Below are 17522 nucleotides of genomic sequence, written 5' to 3'. Positions count from 1 at the left end.
TCTAATACTAATTGGTATATTTTCGTGCAATAGACAAGATTTGATGGATCTAGTTACAGTTAATATTTGCTTTAATCCTACTGAAACTGTAACTTTTCAGGACTAATTAGGGTCTAATCTTTCATGACTCATTAGTTTATCTATTTTTGACCATGTATGACCCAAATAATAACAGGATACCCCATGATTTTTACCCGAGTATGCACCCTGGTTTTTGCTGCATTGCTGGCTCAATCGGCGATTGCAGCCCCCAATACACCGACAGATGATAGCAAGGCTTTAAAAGAGAAGCTGGCTGATACGTTAAGTGTAAAAGTTCACTCTCTACAGGAGTCTCCAATCCCTGGTTTATATGAAGCATTAACCGATCGCGGTGTGCTCTATATCTCCAAAGATGGCTCTAAACTGTTTCACGGTAATCTTTACGATCTCGATAAAGGGATGAAGAACCTGACTGAGGCAGCGATGGCGGGTCCTCGTCTGGAGATGATGAAACCTCTTGAAGATAATATGTTGGTTTATAAGGCTAAAAACGAGAAGCATGTAGTTACTGTGTTTACCGATACTACCTGTGGTTACTGTCGTAAGTTACATAATGAGATGGAGGAGTATAACGATCTAGGCATTACTATTCGTTATCTCGCTTTCCCTCGCCGTGGCGTACCTTCGGCAAATGCCGATGAGATGGAATCAATATGGTGCGCTGCCGATCCACTTCAAGCGATGACAGATGCAAAAGGCGGTAAGAGCGTTAAGCAGGAGAAGTGTGATGCGAAAATTGCAGAGCAGTACAACCTAGGCCAAAGCTTTGGTGTTAATGGTACTCCTGCAATTGTGCTAGAGGATGGCAGCATGATCCCAGGCTACCAACCACCAGCTGCACTGCTTAAAGTACTTGAAGAAACCAACTAATTAGTTGCTAGGCCTAAAAGTATTAAAGCCAGTAGTATCTTAGATGCTAGTGGCTTTTTGCTTTAGTTCAATCGTATTTTTTAATGTGTCATCACTGAGCTCCTTTGATAAGCTGAGCTTCTCTGTTTTGATGCAAAAGGCTATAATGAAGTGATCCATAAGATTGTTCGCCGCGCTAGAGTCGATGATACTCACCTTCCCGAAACCCTCTCTCCACTCTTAAAGCAGATATATGCCAGTCGTGGCAGCACGGCGGCAGATTGTGATCTGGCCTTAAAGCGGTTACTTCGTCCCGATACCATGATGGGATTGCCTCGTGCGGCTGAGATCATTGCTGATGCCATTATGGCTCAGCGCTCTATCCTGATCATGGGGGATTTTGATGCCGATGGTGCAACCTCCACTTGTGTGTGTTTACTTGCACTTAAGATGATGGGCGCGGCGCGGGTCGATTACCTGATCCCAAATCGATTTGATTTTGGTTATGGACTAAGTCCAGAGATCGTGGCTGTTGCGCGGGATAAGGGCGCCGAGTTACTGATCACCGTCGATAATGGCATCTCCTCAATTGAGGGGGTTGAAGCGGCGAAATCTCTAGGGATGCAAGTGGTTATCACCGACCACCACCTTCCAGGGAAAACCATTCCCAACGCCGATGCTATCGTTAACCCAAATCAAGCAGATTGCAGCTTTGCTAGCAAATCAATTGCTGGGGTTGGGGTTGCTTTTTATCTCATGTCGGCGTTAAGAGCAGAGTTAAGAGCGCGTAACTGGTATCAAGATCAGGGGATCGCTGAGCCTAATTTAGGTCAGTTACTGGATATTGTAGCCTTAGGCACAGTGGCCGATGTGGTTGCATTAGATGGCAATAACCGCATCTTAGTGGAAGCTGGGTTGCAAAGGGTTCGCGCAGGACGATGTCGACCTGGGATCACTGCGCTGTTAGAGGTGGCCAAGCGTAACCCATCTAGAATCGTGGCCTCTGATTTTGGCTTTGCGGTTGGGCCTAGGTTAAATGCGGCGGGCCGACTCGATGAGATGTCATTGGGGGTTGAAACCCTGTTATGTGATGACATGATGACTGCCAGACGCATGGCGTCAGAGTTAGATGGCCTGAACGCTGAGCGCCGCGATCTTGAAGCTGATATGCAGCAGGAAGCCTTAAAGAGTTTAGAGAAGTTAGAGCTTAATGAGGCTGAGATTCCTTGGGGGATAGCCCTGTTTAAGGAGGATTGGCACCAAGGAGTTATAGGCATTTTAGCTTCGCGTATTAAGGACAGGTATCATCGACCCGTTATCGCCTTTGCCGATGCAGGTAATGGAGAGATAAAAGGTTCTGCACGTTCGATTAAAGGTCTGCATATGCGGGATCTGTTAGAGCTGATTAATAGTAGACACCCTGGGATGATCCTTAAGTTTGGTGGTCATGCCATGGCTGCCGGCCTCTCCCTGTTAGAGAAAGATTTTTACAAGTTTGAACAGGCTTATGATCAAGGAGTGAGAGAATTGCTAAAGCCTGAGCAGTTAACCGGTGAGATGATCACCGATGGTGAGCTGACACCCGATGAGATGACCTTACCTATGGCTTGGGAGTTAAGGAATGCCGGCCCATGGGGTCAAGAGTTTCCTGAGCCGCTGTTCGATGGTTATTTTAAGGTGGTACAGCAGCGTATAGTGGGTGAGAAGCACCTCAAGCTCGTACTGGAAACCGAATGTGGCAAGCTTATGCTTGACGGTATCGCCTTTAACGTCGATGTGACCACTTGGCCCGATGCCACAATTCAGCATGCTCGTGTTGTGTATAAGCTCGATGTTAACGAGTTTAGGGGCAATCAAACATTGCAATTGATGGTAGATCAGATAGAGGCAATGTAGCTTTAGGCTTACCATCATGGGCCTAGTTAAAGCACTAGACGTATTCCCTCTTTGGCAATATTAAAGCCGCTAGCCTTGACCTGTTTACTCTCTTTACTGTCAGGGTTAATAAGCGGATTGGAGTGGTTGAAGTGAATAAACCATACCTTCTGTTTTTGCTGCGGAGAGAGCGCTTGAAATAGCGCCATGCTTTCTGAGACAAAAGGGTGAGGGATTTTGGACATATCGCGGCCCGGTAGCTCGCCATCGGTAAAAAAGGTCGCATCAATCAGTGCATAATCAACGGTATTGATCGCATCTACAACGCTAGTTTCCCACTCTGACCACTTATCGATGTCGGGAATAAACAGGGCTGATTTGCTTGGCCCCTCAATTCGATAACCGACGGTTTCAGAATACTCATCGCGGTGGGGCACGATAAAAGGGGTAACCTTTACCGTTCCTAAAGCTTGAGGGCTATTGTTTTTAAGTGGCTGTAATTCAATGTTGTTATATTTTATCAGCTGGTTCCAAGGCCCATTGTTTTGTAAAAACTGCCCCATCTTAGGCATCACATAAACGGGGGTATTGTCAGCGCCCATCGCTTCACGGCCTAAAAACATCAGTCCAGAGTAGTGGCCGATATGGGCGTGAGTGATAAACACCCCATCTAACTCAAATTGCTCATTAGGTGCTTCTTTTTCCAGTTGATACAACTGTTCTGGAAAATTGGGCGTTGCTTCAAACATATATTTCTTTTTGGAGGTGGGATCAATAAGGCCTAGAGAGACCGCACCTCGTCTGAGTGAGAGGTCATTCCACCCCGGCATGCAGTGCTCTGCATAACAACCAGTCTGTGGATATCCCGCATCTTGCGCTACCCCAAGAATATACAGGTATGGGCTTTTATCTTCAGCTTGAAGTGTTGAGCTTATGAACATAAATATAGAGGTCGTTATTATTAGCGGTATACCTTGCAAGCCCATCAATCTAATCCCGTTGTTAATTATTCCCCCAAGCTAACAGTGCTTTGCTTTTGCAGCAAGGTTGATGACTTGCCAGATAGCAAGTTTCAAATATCTTTTTGAGTTGGGCTCATTGGGCAGGTTTGGTGTTTGGTTGGTTTGCTGAGTACCAAAGCTTCATTGGTGTTGATTGCCTGCAGCAGGCTTAAGTGTAAACACTTCAGTGACACGCTATGAATATGTCCCTATACGCTCTGCGACATCATCCTTGATGTCGAAGGTCACTGCCGCGTTCACACCAGTTGTTAATCTCTTCGAATTAAAATTTCGATTTTGGAGAAAAGCTTGTTAGAGTTAAAGCTCTTAAACTGATGGGGTCATTAGGGGATGTATTGCAATCTGAAATACGGTAGCGCTCTACTTAGCGGGAGCTGATTGCCCAGCTAATTTTTACGAGGCACTAGCAGAGCCGGGCAGGTTTAAATCCGCCTATCTTTATTCGTTAGGTTTACTTTTTAAGGTACTCTCGGCCTAAGTAATAATAAAAAACAGGAGCTAAATTTGTAAAATCAAGTTTAATATCGGCTGTATCACCAAACGTTTGATTATATGCAAAAATAACAGCATATCCATTAGACTTTTCATAAGTAACTTTTATAGCACTATGCTTAAATTCTTTATAAAAAAGTCCAATACAACCTTCGATTTTAAAGTCATCTTTGGGTATCAAAGAGGTTAAATGAGAGCAAGTCTTTCTTTCTAAAGCCTCATCATGGTTTCCTTTACTCTTTAATCCAAGATCAATAAACCAACCTGTGTATAACCAAGTTAACTCTTCATTTGTGTATTGATTTTGATTAACGCTCGCCAAGCTAAAAGTGACAGGGCCTGTTATTCCAATGTTGCTTGTTCCATCAGTCATTGTGTACTTATGAAAATAAAGTTTCTCCATATGTTCAGAGAATGGCCATTTAGTTTTAATTTCATGGATGGTTTCAAATTTAACAGGTGTTTCTCCATATTCATGAGTAAGCCAATCAGAAAGCACCTTTTGTTCCGTTTCATTTGAAAAAGCAAAGCTAGAAAAAAGCATTAGAATAATAAAAGTTTTCACAAAACTCCCTGTAAACCTAACGAGCCTGTAGAATTACTCGTTCTTGATTGATTTTTTGCACCATATAAGGACAGTATCGAAGTTTCTATGGCTATTCAATTTTTCACTTGGCTCTATTCTTTAATGGGCTTTTAGCGGAGATTTCAGTTTAGGTTAGCCTAAGTGGCTTTTATGGAGCCATTATAGGCTTTCGCAGCTGATTTGGATGGCAAAAAAGGCTACCTGCCTTTAATGCATACTACTTTGTAGCTTCTCTATATTATGGACTAAGCAGTACATTTTCCATTTATCTTAGTTTGACCTCGTAAGGTCAGTTTGTTCATACTTTTATTCATCGTAATATTACCAAACACTGGTTAATTAAGACGTTGTCGCTAAATAGAAACACTTACCTTACCCAACCGATAAGAAAGCTATTACTAAAAGATAGGACAGGCATAACTTATAGACTATGCAAAAGCCTTTTATATTAGCCTTTCTATAGCCAAAGCTTTACGTGTTAGCGATTTACTCAGAATAAATCAAAATTAAATCAAAATCGAAGAGATACTCTTGCTTAAAATCAGCTGGTGTAGATGCAGCTGCGAGTTTCGGTTTCAAGGATGAAACCGTAAAGCGGCCATGGATGGCTTCACAGCGTCTCGCAGAAGTATCTGCACATACCTCGCTGGAGGCGATAGGTTACCGTGAAGGTACGACCTTCAATAATCTATCCAGTACCAATTCAGCCAAAAGCTAAATAAGAAAATGTAATCAGCCTTCATTCGAAGGCGAAAAAAAGCGACCAGTTTAAAGTGGTCGCTTTATGATTTCTCGAAACTTGGATCCTGAAACAAGTTCAGGATGACGAGTTAGCGCTCTGGTTAGAAAGAGGTTCTCTTGTAACGTCGATACTCTGCTGTCCAGAAGTTGTTCTCGATTGATTGTGCGAGTAACTCATCGGTACAGGGGAGAGCGTGTCCCTGCTCGACTGCAACTTTAGCGACGGCAAAAGCGATATGCTTACTGACTTGGTGGATATCTTCAAGTGGTGGCAGTAGTGGGCCTTCACCATTTAGGGCAAGTGGTGAGCACTCGGCTAAGGCGCGGCTTGATGCCATTAGCATCTCATCGCTGACCCGGTTAGCGCCGGCAGAGAGTACCCCAAGGCCGATACCTGGGAAGATGTAGCTGTTATTACACTGGGCAATTTCGAAGGTTTCACCATTAAGGGCGACAGGCTCGAACGGGCTACCTGTAGCAACTAAAGCTTGGCCGTTTGTCCAGTGCAGTACATCTTTCGGTGTGGCTTCAACGCGGCTAGTTGGGTTAGAGAGCGGGAAGACAATTGGGCGAGGGCAGTGTTGATGCATCGCCTTGATGATCTCTTCGCTAAAGAGTCCAGGGGCACCTGAGACACCGATAAGCACGGTTGGCTTAGCATTGTTCATCACATCGAGCAGACTGATATTGCCGTTCTCGATTGTCCAATCCTTAACTGCTTGCGTTTTTTGGGCTAACTTCTCTTGGAAGTTAAGCAGGTTAGGCATGTTGTCCTGTAACAGTCCCCAACGGTCAACCATAAATACTTGGCTGCGCGCCTGAGCTTCATCAATCCCTTCCGATACCATCTGGGCCACAATTGCTTCAGCAATCCCGCAGCCGGCAGAGCCTGCACCAAGAAAGGCGATACGCTGTTCACAAAGTTGGCTTTTTGCGGCTTTACAAGCGGCAAGCAGTGAGCCTACGGTTACTGCGGCGGTGCCCTGAATATCATCGTTAAAACAGCAGTACTGATCTTTATAGCGCTCAAGCAGTGGCATCGCATTTTTTTGAGCGAAATCTTCAAACTGAATAAGGGCATCAGGCCAGCGACGATTAACCGCCTGCATAAAGGCTTCAACAAACTCTTTATACTCTTCTCCGCCGATGCGCTGGTTGCGCCAGCCCATATACATAGGATCTTCAAGTAGGTGCGGATTATCAGTACCCACATCTAAGGTAATTGGCAGTGTGTAAGCGGGACTTATACCGCCACAGCTAGTGTAAAGTGAGAGTTTACCGATTGGGATCCCCATGCCGCCAATGCCTTGATCGCCTAGACCTAAGATCCGCTCACCGTCGGTGACCACGATAATTTTGACCTTTTGGCGGGTCGAGTTATTCAGGATATCTTCGATACGGTCTTTATGGGGGTATGAAATAAACAAACCTCGGTTACGACGATAGTTCTTTGAGAAACGCTCACAGGCCATCCCTACGGTTGGCGTGTAGATGATCGGCATCATCTCTGTGATGTGATTCTGAACTAAACGGTAATAAAGAGTCTCGTTGGTATCTTGGATGTTTCTTAGGTAGATATGCCTGTCAAGATCATTGGTGAAGTTGGTGTATTGATCATAGGCACGGGACGCTTGCTCTTCGATGGTTTCAATGACATGGGGAAGCAGGCCTTCAAGATTAAAAAATACGCGCTCTTCATCAGTAAATGCGCTGCCCTTGTTAATGAGGGGAGCTTCGAGAATCGCGGGACCAGCGAATGGAAGGTAGAGCGGGCGTTTATGATCGTCCATTGGTGACCTTTATGATGTTTTAGTTATTTGGAATGCTGTTTGTACTGCAAGATTAGCATGAAATGTGATCTTTGATCTCCTTTCGAGGAGGATTTATTTCTGTTTTTTCTACTTATTTTCCTACCGGTATTCAGAAGAGATCATCGCTTTCTATTGTGAAAAGAGGTGAGGAGATCGATGAGAATTTTACCTTTCTAGAGTTTTCTAGCTTTTTTAGCCAACGTATTTGCAAAAAGTTGAAGATTGAGCCGACGGCAATTTAAGACAATTTTAGGCAAGCCAAGCTTTTTTGTGCCAAATAGAGATTGAGCAGTGTGCCATATTGTCTCGTTTGCATTAATTGGTCCCTTGATGAAATGAAAACGATATTTCGATGATGACTAGGTATTAGATAGATTTTTCGTTATCAATAGTTGTTGCCTTTCTTGAGGGAGTCAAAATGAGAGTGAGATTAAGCTATTGAGTTAATTGCTATCTCTTATGTTGAATTGGCTGAACTCTCTAGGTTAAGTCATGTTTTTTCGCTGTCTAAACCGGATATAGATTCTGTTAAGTTGGAGTTCTATTTGCTGTTGACAACAATTCTCAGCGTTATAGATTCAAAGTGTTTATTTTAGTCAAAATGTCCACTCTTGTATAGACTTTTTGTCTCCGCTTTAGTTTTGCCGTTATTTTGGCTTTTAGTTTTGTAATTATTGGTGTTTTAGGTGGTTAATCCTAAGATCTTGTTTTTTTCTTGTTATTTTTAGTGTTTTGTTCTGTTTGGTTTTTAGTGTGATCTAAATCGTTTGTTATAAATTGTCCGTATAGCTGACTTTGAGGATAATTGGTTTTCGTTGATAAGCCTCTTTAGCATCTAAAGTTTGGGTTTAATTAACGAAAAACCAAAACTACAGCGCCGAGATGAGAAAGCCGGCTCTAAGTAGAAAATACTAATTGTGTGAGGGTGATATGGACAGACGACAGTTTTTTAAACTGTGTGCCTGCGGAGCGACCACATCGGCAATATCAGCGTTGGGATTAATGCCCGGCACTGCGATGGCTGCGCCTCGTGAGTATAAGTTGTTGAAAGCAAAAGAAACCCGCAATAACTGCTGTTATTGCTCAGTGGGTTGTGGCTTGTTGATGTACAGCTATGGCAGTAATGGTAAAAATGCTGAGAAAGCGATTTTCCACATTGAAGGCGACGCTGACCACCCGGTTAACCGCGGCGCATTGTGTCCTAAAGGTGCCGGTCTAGTCGACTATGTGAATAGCCCTAACCGTAACCATTTCCCTGAAGTACGTGAGCCAGGTACTAACGAGTGGAAGCGTATCAGCTGGAATGAGGCATTTAGTCGTATCGCTCGTTTGATGAAAGACGACCGCGATGAAAACTTCATTGAAAAAAATAGTGATGGCACCACAGTAAACCGTTGGTTGAGTACCGGCATGATGACTTCATCTGCACAGCCAAACGAAGGTGGTTTTATTACTCACAAGTTTGCTCGTTCTCTTGGCCTAGTGGCCATCGATACTATTGCGCGTAACTGACACTCCCCAACGGTAGCAAGTCTTGCTCCAACATTTGGGCGCGGTGCCATGACCAACCACTGGATCGATATTAAGAACGCTAATGTCGTGGTGATCATGGGCGGTAATGCCGCTGAAGCACATCCTGTCGGTTTCGGTTGGGTTACGGAAGCTATGGAACACAATAACGCCAAGTTGGTGGTTGTGGATCCACGCTTTAACCGCAGTGCAGCATTAGCTGACTGCTATGCACCACTTCGTAGTGGTACTGATATCGCATTCCTTTTAGGTTTATGTCGATACCTCATTGAGACTAAACAAGTTAACTACGAATATGTTAAAGCGTATACCAACGCGAGTTACATTATTCGTGAAGATTTCGAATTCAATGAAGGCCTATTTAGTGGTTTTGATGACAAGAGTCGTACTTACGACAAGGATTCTTGGTACTACGAATTAGATGAAGATGGTTATGCCAAAGTCGATGAGACTTATGAGCACCCACGTTGTGTGTGGAACTTATTAAAGCATCACGTTGACCGTTACGACTTTGAAACGGTAAGTAATATTACCGGAACACCAGTTGAAGATTATGAAAAAGTTTGTGCATTAATTGGCAGCACACACGTTCATGATAAAGCAGCTACCTTCATGTATGCATTGGGCTGGACCCACCACACTAAAGGCGCGCAGAACATACGTTCTATGGCATTAGTGCAGCTGCTACTGGGTAATATTGGCGTATTGGGTGGTGGTGTTAACGCACTACGTGGTCACTCAAACGTACAGGGTGCAACCGATATGGGTCTGCTATGTCAGAACCTGCCGGGTTACTTAAAGCTACCAAATGATAACGACACAGATTTAAGCACATATTTAGAAAACTATACGCCTAAGGCGCTGCGTCCAGGCCAAACTAACTATTGGTCTAATTATCCTAAGTTCTTTATCTCACAAATGAAGAGTTTCTGGGGCGAGAACGCGACTGCGGCCAATAACTTTGGTTATGACTGGTTACCTAAGTGGGACTTACAGTACGACTACACCAAGCACATCGACATGATGTACAAGGGCCAAGTTAACGGTTACTTCGTGCAAGGGGTTAACGCAATTAACTCTATGCCAAACCGTAACAAGACCTTAGCAGCATTATGCAAGCTTAAATACTTAGTGGTAATGGATCCGCTAGCGACAGAAACATCGGTTTTCTGGCAAAAAGCTGGCGAATTTAACGACGTGCAGCCAAGCGAAATTCAAACAGAGGTTTTCCGCTTACCTACGACGTTATTTGCTGAAGAAGAGGGCTGTATCGTTAACTCTGGTCGCTGGATGCAGTGGCACTGGAAGGGCGCGAATCCACCGGGCGAGTCTAAGCCTGATGCTGAAATTTTATCTGGCATCTTAATGAAGCTGCGTGAGCTGTATAAAGCCGAAGGTGGCGTGCTACCAGAGCCGATTGAAGCGGTTAACTGGGCAGGGTATCACAATCCACACTTCCCACACGGCGAAGAAGTGGCAAAAGAGCTTAACGGTATCGATCTTAAAACCGGTAAGCAGCTTGATAGCTTTAGCCAGCTAAAAGATGACGGTAGTACTTCATGTGGTTGCTGGATCTACTCAGGTAGCTGGACAGAAGACGGCAACATGATGGCGCGTCGTGATAACTCTGATACCTCAGGTAAAGGTATCACTCCAGGTTGGGCGTTCTCTTGGCCACAAAACCGCCGCGTACTATACAACCGCGCGTCCTGTGACGTTAACGGTAAGCCTTGGGATCCAAAACGGATGATCCTTGAGTGGAACCACGGTAAGTGGCACGGCATTGACGTGGGTGACTTCAATATGACGTTACCACCAAAAGAGTCGGCGCATCCGTTCATTATGCAACCTGAAGGTGTGGGTCGTTTCTTCTCGCTTAAGATGCTAGCAGAAGGTCCGTTCCCAGAGCATTACGAGCCGATGGAATCGCCAATCGGTACTAACCCATTACACCCTAATGTGGTCAGTAACCCTGCGGTACGTTTGTTAGAGGGCGTGGAAGAGACATTAGGTTCACATACTGAATTCCCATATGTGTGTACCACTTACTCACTAACCGAGCACTTTAACTTCTGGACGATTCACTGTCGTTTAGCGGCGATCTCTATGCCTGAGACTTTCGTTGAACTGGACGAAATCTTAGCGGCGAAGAAAGGTATCGCCAATGGCGATTGGGTCAAGGTGAGCTCTAAGCGCGGTAGCTTGTTAACTAAAGCGTTAGTGACTAAACGTCTGCAGCCACTGAAAGTTCATGGCCAGATGGTGCATACGGTTGGTCTACCACGTCATGGTGGTCACAACGCACTCACCCGTAGAAGTTATAGCTGTAACGTACTAACCACAGAAGTGGGCGATGCGAATACACAGGTACCTGAATTTAAGGCGTTCCTAGTGGATATCGCTAAGGCTGAGGGAGTTTAATTATGTCTGCTCAAGATATCATTTTAAGCTCTGGCACATCAGAGCTCACTCCTGCAGCGCAGGTACGACGTAAGTTAAGTAAGGTGGCTAAGTTATTCGACGCCACTAAGTGTAATGGCTGTAAAGCGTGTCAGGTGTCGTGCTCTGAATGGAACGATCTGCGCGCACCAGTGGGGAGCTTCCAAGGTTCTTACCAGAACCCAATGGACCTGTCTTCAGAGTGTTGGACACTGATGAAGTACCAGGAAGTGGAGCGAGATAACAAGCTTAATTGGCGTTTCGCCCACAGCGCATGCATGCACTGTGACGACCCTGCTTGTTTAACCGCTTGTTCAACCAAAGGCGCTATCGTAAAACATGCTAACGGTGTGGTGGATTTTGATTCTGATAAGTGCACCGGTTGTGGTTACTGCGTTTCGGCCTGTCCGTTCGATGTACCAAGACTCGACCCTATCGATCAAAAGGCCTACAAGTGCAGCATGTGTTCAGACCGTTTGCAAGTGGGTCAAGAGCCGGCCTGTGTGAAGTCTTGTATCACTGGCGCACTTAAGTTCGGTACCCGTGAAGACATGCTGTTTATTGCAGACTTACGGATTAAAGAACTGCATAAGCGTGGCTTTACTAAGGCCGGTCTATACAACCCTGAGGGCGTGGGTGGCACAGGCATGATGATGATCCTTCATGATGTGAGTAAGCCACAAGACTACGGTTTACCAGCGGATCCGAAAACGAGTGTGCCAGTTAAACTATGGCAAGACGTGGTTAAGCCATTGGGTACCGCGGGTATTCTCGCGACCGTGGCGGTGGCCTGTCTACATCGCATTACTGTGGGGCGTAACATTGTCGAAGAAGACGAGCCTGCAGCATTTGATCACACTCACTCAGACAAGTCAGATAAGGAGTAACGCTCATGCATAAGCAGAATATGATTTTGCGCCATAAGTTGTTCGACCGCATCTGTCACTGGTTTGTGGTCGCAGCAGGTTTGGTGACATTCCTAACCGGCTTTGCTTTCTTCTTCCCATCATTTCAATGGTTGGGAGCGATTGCAGGTACGCCACAAATGGCGCGCTTTGTTCACCCAATTGCCGGTTTGATGATGTGTCTGCCGTTAATGGTGATGTTGGTGCGCTATTACCACCATAACAAGTGGGAAAAGAACGACCTAACTTGGATGTTAGCTATCAAGGACGTGATGTTCGAAAACGAGGACAAGATCCCTGCTATCGGCCATTACAATCCAGGTCAAAAAGTGCTGTTCCGTACCTTCGTGGTGACCTCTATCGCTTTGACGATTACCGGCATCATGATGTGGCAGCCTTACTTTGCCCCTTACTTTGAAACAATCGCCATTCAGTGGGCCATTTTGATCCACGCAATCTGCGCCGTGATCATGTTGATCTTCGTGATTGTGCACTTTTGGATGGCAACATGGGTAGAAGGATCGGTTGCTGGCATGTTGTACGGCTACGTGTCGCGGGCTTGGTGCAAGAAGCACCACCCTAACATGTTAAACGATCCTGAATTAAAGACTAATAAGCAGGAAAAACACTAATTATGAGCACAGCAATACTCGACGCTGAAAAGATCCCAGGTCAGTCATTGGACATTAAAACCGTGATCGCAGCTGATCCAAAAGCCGTTTATCAATTTCGCGCTAAGCGACTTGCAGAGCTTGCCGAAGAGTCTGGATTAACAGAATACTTTGGCTTACTTGAGCAGTTAGTTGGCGCCCAAGAAAAGGTGGCGGCACTTTACGGTGAGGCGGCAAAGAGCTGCTTTGGCCCTCAGCCAAAGTTAGCTCTAAGTCAAAGTCAGCCGATGGCGCAGCAGCATTTTGAGTGGGGCAATTATTGGCAGTCGGTATTGCTGGAGCTGATTAGTGAGCTTATGCCTAAAGTCAGTACTGACTTGCATGTAGTGCTAAAGGAATTAGCTAAAGCTAAGGCTGATGTGTTGCAAGGTTATGCCCAGTCGATGCTTGGCGGCCACTTTGCACAAGTGCCTGCGCAGTACAGCCTGTTTATCTGGGCGGCTCTGTCAGTGTACTGGTCACATTGGGCGGTTGATGTTGCTCAGTCTTTGGCTGATGAGGGCGAGGCGCATAAACGTTTATGCCCAGTGTGCGGCAGCCATCCAATAGGCAGCGTGATCAAGGAAGAGCCACGTGTGGGGTTACGCTACCTACATTGCAGCTTGTGTGAAACCGAGTGGCATGAAGTGCGCGCTGAGTGTACCTCGTGCGGCGAAAGCAAGGGGGTGTTCTTGTGGGCTGAGACTGAAACTAATGCCGCTATTCGGGTAGAAAGCTGCGACACCTGTCAGGGTTATACCAAGATGTTCTTTACCGACATCAACCCAAGACTGGAAGTGGCAGCCGACGACTTGGCGACCTTAGTGATGGACAGCCATTTGGTTGAACAAGGATACAGCGCAACCACGGTGAATCCGCTGCTGCTGGCTCATGAGCAAGAGCTTCAGCCAAGTGCAGAGCCTCAGCCAAAGGTGGGTGATATCCACTAGCCAGCTGTAATCAACAGGCAGTAAGCAACTTTTAAGTTAATTAGTAAGCAAGAGCCGCATTTCGGTGCGGCTCTTTTCTTAACCCAAATCTTTAAAACCATTGAACCAACTAGACGAAGACCTATGACTCAAGCTATCAACTCTACTCAAGCGCTATACCGTTGTTTACCTGCAATGGACAGCTTGCTGCTGATACCTCAAGTGATAGGTTTTATCGACCAGCAAGGCAAGCCTTGGATTAAATCCTTACTGGCGCAAATGCTTGACGATGCGCGTCAGCAAATCGCCAGCAGCCAAAGCTTGCCAAGCTGGTGTTTAGACTCTGCTAATATTAGCGCTGAGTTAGCCTGCCGGATTGCTAAAGCTCAGCGTCAAAGCATGACCCCTGTGATTAACCTGACTGGCACCATATTGCACACCAACCTTGGCCGCTCGCAGATGTGTGAAGCGGCAATTGATGCGGTCACCCAAGTGATGCGCAGCCCAGTGCCGCTAGAGTTCGATATGGGTCAAGGCAAGCGTGGTCATCGTGACAGTGCAATATCAGCGCTTATTCATGAGCTAACAGGCGCAGACACTTGCTGTATCGTTAATAACAACGCTGCTGCGGTTTTGCTGATGCTGGCCGCAACCTCCGCCGGAAAAGAGGTGATAGTGTCTCGCGGTGAGCTGGTGGAGATTGGCGGCGCGTTTCGTATCCCCGATATCATGGCGCAAGCGGGTTGCAAGCTGGTGGAAGTGGGCTGTACCAACCGCACTCACCTTAAAGATTATGTCGCGGCGATTACTGAAAACACTGCCGCAATTATGAAAGTGCACACCAGTAATTATCATATTAGTGGTTTTACTAAGGTCATCGAAGAGGCTGAGCTTGCGGCTTTATGTAAAGAGAAAGGTATTGCACTGATCTCCGATCTTGGCAGTGGCGCACTGACGGATCTGTCGCGCTTTGGTTTATCAAAAGAGCCGATGCCGCAGCAGATGCTTAAAGATGGGGTCAATCTGGTGAGTTTCTCTGGCGACAAACTGCTCGGCGGACCGCAAGCTGGGCTCGTGGTGGGTGATAGCGAGCTGATTGCCAAGCTGCAAGCGCACCCACTTAAACGTGCACTTCGCTGCGATAAAATGACCTTGGCTGCATTGGAAGCGACGCTTATGCAGTATCGTAATCCCGCAAGTCTTGATACTCAATTACCCATCTTTAGAAAACTCTCCCGTCCTTTGGTTGAGCTGGAGCTGCTTGCACAAACACTTCTGCAGCAGTTAGCCGATAGCGCTAATACCAGCTTGTTTGATATGACAATTCAAGCTTGCCAAACCCAAGTGGGTAGTGGTTCGCAGCCAGATGTGCTGCTGGATTCTGTCGCGCTGTGTTTTGCTGTAAATCCTGCTGCCACCAAAGAACACTGCTCGCTAACTGTGTTGCAGCTGGATAAACATTTTAAAGCTGCCAACTTGCCAATTATTGGCCGGATTACCGCTAATCAGTTGTGGTTAGACTTGCGCGGCACAGACAACGATGCCCAGCTTATCGAGGTACTGACAACAAGCCTACTTAGGTTTCATAGAGAGATTAGCTTTCATAGAGAGATTGGCTTTGAGATAAAAAGCCTAGAGGCAGTGTCATGATTATTGTGACTGCAGGTCATGTGGATCACGGCAAAACCAGCCTGATTCAAGCGCTAACTGGTACCGATGCCGACCGCTTACCGGAAGAGAAGCTGCGCGGCATGACCATAGAACTTGGCTACGCCTTTATGGATTTATCAGATGGCGAGCGCTTAGCCTTTGTCGATGTGCCGGGTCACAGCAAGTTTATTAATACCATGCTGGCTGGGGTGAGCTGCGCCAAACACGCGCTATTGATTATCGCTTGTGATGATGGGGTAATGCCGCAAACCCATGAGCATTTAGCTATCTTGCAGCTGCTTAACCTTGAGCACTTAATGGTGGTGTTAACCAAGCAAGATAAAGTCGATAGCGAACGTGTTGAAATGGTCAAGTTTGAGGTTAATGAGCTACTGGCAACACATCAAAGGCAAACAGATATCTACGTGGTATCCGCGCAAACAGGCTTTGGTATTAGTGAGTTAAGCGATGCGATTACTCAGCTTGCCGAGGCGCAAATGGCAAAGCTTAAACAGACTCGCGAGCAAGCCAGCTTTCGTATGGCAATCGACAGAGCTTTTAGCGTAAAAGGTGCGGGTCTTGTGGTTACTGGTACTGTGATTAGCGGGCAGGTCAGCCAAGGACAAAATCTGTATCTATCAGGCCAGCGTAAAGCGGTAAAAGTTAGAACTCTGCACTGCCAAGGCCAGGTAAGCGCAAGCGCTCATCATTGTCAGCGAGTGGCACTCAATATTACCGGAGTCGATGCGCATCGCGGCGCTGAGCGCGGAGACTGGCTAACCGCACTTGATCCTACGGCAGCCGCCATTGAAGCGTCAAAAGTGATTTGTGGCGTATTTGAATCTGTATTGCCGTTTAAGCATTGGCAAAGTGTGCAAGTGCATCTTGGTAATCGCCACACTACGGCGCGTTTAGGCTTGCTGCAAAATCTGGCAGACGGCAGCGCCTTAGTTGAGCTGCAATGTGAGCAATCATTAGGCTCTGTCGAGCAAGATAGGATCGTCGTGCGCGATAGCGCCGCTAAAACCACTTTAGGTGCGCTGAGGGTACTAGACATTAATCCGCCAACGCGCGGCAAGCGCAGTGATGAACGTTTAGCTTACTTAGAAAACCTTAAACAGTGTGACTCGTTAACGGCCAGTTTACAGGTGCAAATAAACCATCACTGCGTGCAAAAGTCAGCTTTTATGTGGGCGAATCAGTTAACTGAAGAAACTCCCTGTTTGGCAGACGAGCAGGTGATTAGCCTCGATGGTTATCTGTTATCCAGCGGATTACAAAAGCTAATTGAAGCGCAGCTACTGGCACTTATTGCTAACTATCATCAACAGTCGCCTGAGTTATTAGGATTAAGTATTAATCGCCTGCAGCGCATGACTCATAACCAATATCCACTAGCAGTGCTGCTGAAACTCACCGATGGGCTTAGAGAGCAAAAGCAGCTGCAAAGTACTCGCGGCTTATTGCATCTGCCGCAGCATAACTTGGCATTGTCGGATGTTGAGCAACTGCTGTGGTCGCAAATAAAGCAGCAGATGCTTAGCGCCAAGGGCCCCTTATGGTCATCAGACTTAGCTCAAGCGCTCAATCTTGAGCTGACGGTTGTGCGCGGCCTGTGTCGTAAGCTCATTCAGTTGGGTTATCTGTCGGCGATTATTAAAGATAGATTTATGCTCACCGAAAGCTTGTACTTCTACGCCGATGTCATTCGTAACCAAATCAAGGAGAGTGGTGAGATCAAGACCGCCGATTTCAATTCAATCATTAAGCTTGGTCGCAAAGCCAGTATTCAGTTGTTGGAATTTTATGACCGCAGTGGATTAACGTGGCGCAAGAAGAAAGACAATTCGAGAGTGATACGCGATAGCAGCATATTTATAGCAAGTGATTTGGCGGAAGAACATAGGAGTTGAACCTACCCGGGACTGCTGGCAGCCCCACCTGGATTTGAAATCCAGACGTTTCACCGGAAACGACCTTCTTCCTTAGCACGGAGCGAAT

At 46.2% G+C, this 17522-nt stretch carries 11 protein-coding genes, 1 tRNA gene and 1 pseudogene; 8 read left to right on the top strand and 5 right to left on the bottom strand.

Annotated elements, in window-relative coordinates:
• Positions 1–183: 183 nt before the first annotated feature.
• Together dsbC and recJ are read left to right on the top strand one after the other, a co-directional pair.
• Positions 184–912, top strand: a complete 729-nt coding sequence (gene dsbC / locus K0625_RS04935; RefSeq protein ID WP_220108658.1) for a bifunctional protein-disulfide isomerase/oxidoreductase DsbC — start codon at positions 184–186, stop codon at positions 910–912.
• A 150-nt stretch (positions 913–1062) separates the two neighbouring features.
• Entirely contained in the window at positions 1063–2787 is a 1725-nt protein-coding gene (gene recJ, locus K0625_RS04930; protein WP_220108657.1) for a single-stranded-DNA-specific exonuclease RecJ, read from the top strand.
• Positions 2788–2813: 26 nt separating this feature from the next.
• On the opposite strand, the gene K0625_RS04925 is transcribed toward recJ, so the two are convergent.
• The 4 genes and pseudogenes from K0625_RS04925 to K0625_RS04915 form a co-directional block, all read right to left on the bottom strand.
• Entirely contained in the window at positions 2814–3707 is an 894-nt protein-coding gene (locus tag K0625_RS04925; RefSeq protein WP_232846938.1) for an MBL fold metallo-hydrolase, read from the bottom strand.
• Positions 3708–4239: 532 nt separating this feature from the next.
• The gene (locus tag K0625_RS04920; RefSeq protein ID WP_220108655.1) at positions 4240–4845 is read right to left on the bottom strand and encodes a hypothetical protein; all 606 of its coding nucleotides are present in this window, start codon (positions 4843–4845) and stop codon (positions 4240–4242) included.
• A gap of 228 nt (positions 4846–5073) precedes the next feature.
• A pseudogene (locus tag K0625_RS24895) lies at positions 5074–5201 on the bottom strand (transposase); the annotation flags it as partial.
• 507 nt (positions 5202–5708) lie between these two features.
• Positions 5709–7397: an NAD-dependent malic enzyme gene (locus tag K0625_RS04915; protein WP_220108654.1), complete on the bottom strand. Its 1689-nt coding sequence runs from the start codon at positions 7395–7397 to the stop codon at positions 5709–5711.
• Between the two features lie 951 nt (positions 7398–8348).
• Here K0625_RS04915 and fdnG point away from each other — a divergent pair.
• The 6 genes from fdnG to selB all read left to right on the top strand — a co-directional run bounded on the left by fdnG (position 8349) and on the right by selB (position 17434).
• Positions 8349–11369, top strand: coding sequence for a formate dehydrogenase-N subunit alpha (fdnG, locus tag K0625_RS04910; RefSeq protein WP_220108653.1), 3021 nt, complete (start codon positions 8349–8351; stop codon positions 11367–11369).
• Between the two features lie 2 nt (positions 11370–11371).
• Positions 11372–12274 carry a formate dehydrogenase subunit beta gene (fdxH, locus tag K0625_RS04905; RefSeq protein WP_220108652.1) on the top strand — a complete coding sequence of 301 codons (903 nt, stop codon included), beginning with the start codon at positions 11372–11374 and terminating at the stop codon, positions 12272–12274.
• Between the two features lie 5 nt (positions 12275–12279).
• The gene (locus K0625_RS04900) at positions 12280–12924 is read left to right on the top strand and encodes a formate dehydrogenase subunit gamma (RefSeq protein WP_220108651.1); all 645 of its coding nucleotides are present in this window, start codon (positions 12280–12282) and stop codon (positions 12922–12924) included.
• A gap of 2 nt (positions 12925–12926) precedes the next feature.
• The gene (fdhE, locus tag K0625_RS04895) at positions 12927–13892 is read left to right on the top strand and encodes a formate dehydrogenase accessory protein FdhE (protein ID WP_220108650.1); all 966 of its coding nucleotides are present in this window, start codon (positions 12927–12929) and stop codon (positions 13890–13892) included.
• Positions 13893–14015: 123 nt separating this feature from the next.
• Entirely contained in the window at positions 14016–15521 is a 1506-nt protein-coding gene (gene selA / locus K0625_RS04890; protein WP_232846937.1) for an L-seryl-tRNA(Sec) selenium transferase, read from the top strand.
• Positions 15518–17434: a selenocysteine-specific translation elongation factor gene (gene selB / locus K0625_RS04885; protein ID WP_220108649.1), complete on the top strand. Its 1917-nt coding sequence runs from the start codon at positions 15518–15520 to the stop codon at positions 17432–17434. Before selA ends, selB begins: the two co-directional genes overlap by 4 nt.
• On the opposite strand, the gene K0625_RS04880 is transcribed toward selB, so the two are convergent.
• Positions 17412–17506, bottom strand: a tRNA-Sec gene (locus tag K0625_RS04880). The genes selB and K0625_RS04880 overlap by 23 nt on opposite strands.
• Positions 17507–17522 lie beyond the last annotated feature (16 nt).

It is taken from the genome of Shewanella nanhaiensis, assembly GCF_019457885.1.
Taxonomy (GTDB): domain Bacteria; phylum Pseudomonadota; class Gammaproteobacteria; order Enterobacterales; family Shewanellaceae; genus Shewanella; species Shewanella nanhaiensis.
The sequence above is the reverse complement of the archived record's forward strand: the minus strand, read 5'-3'. Positions and strand labels throughout refer to the sequence as shown.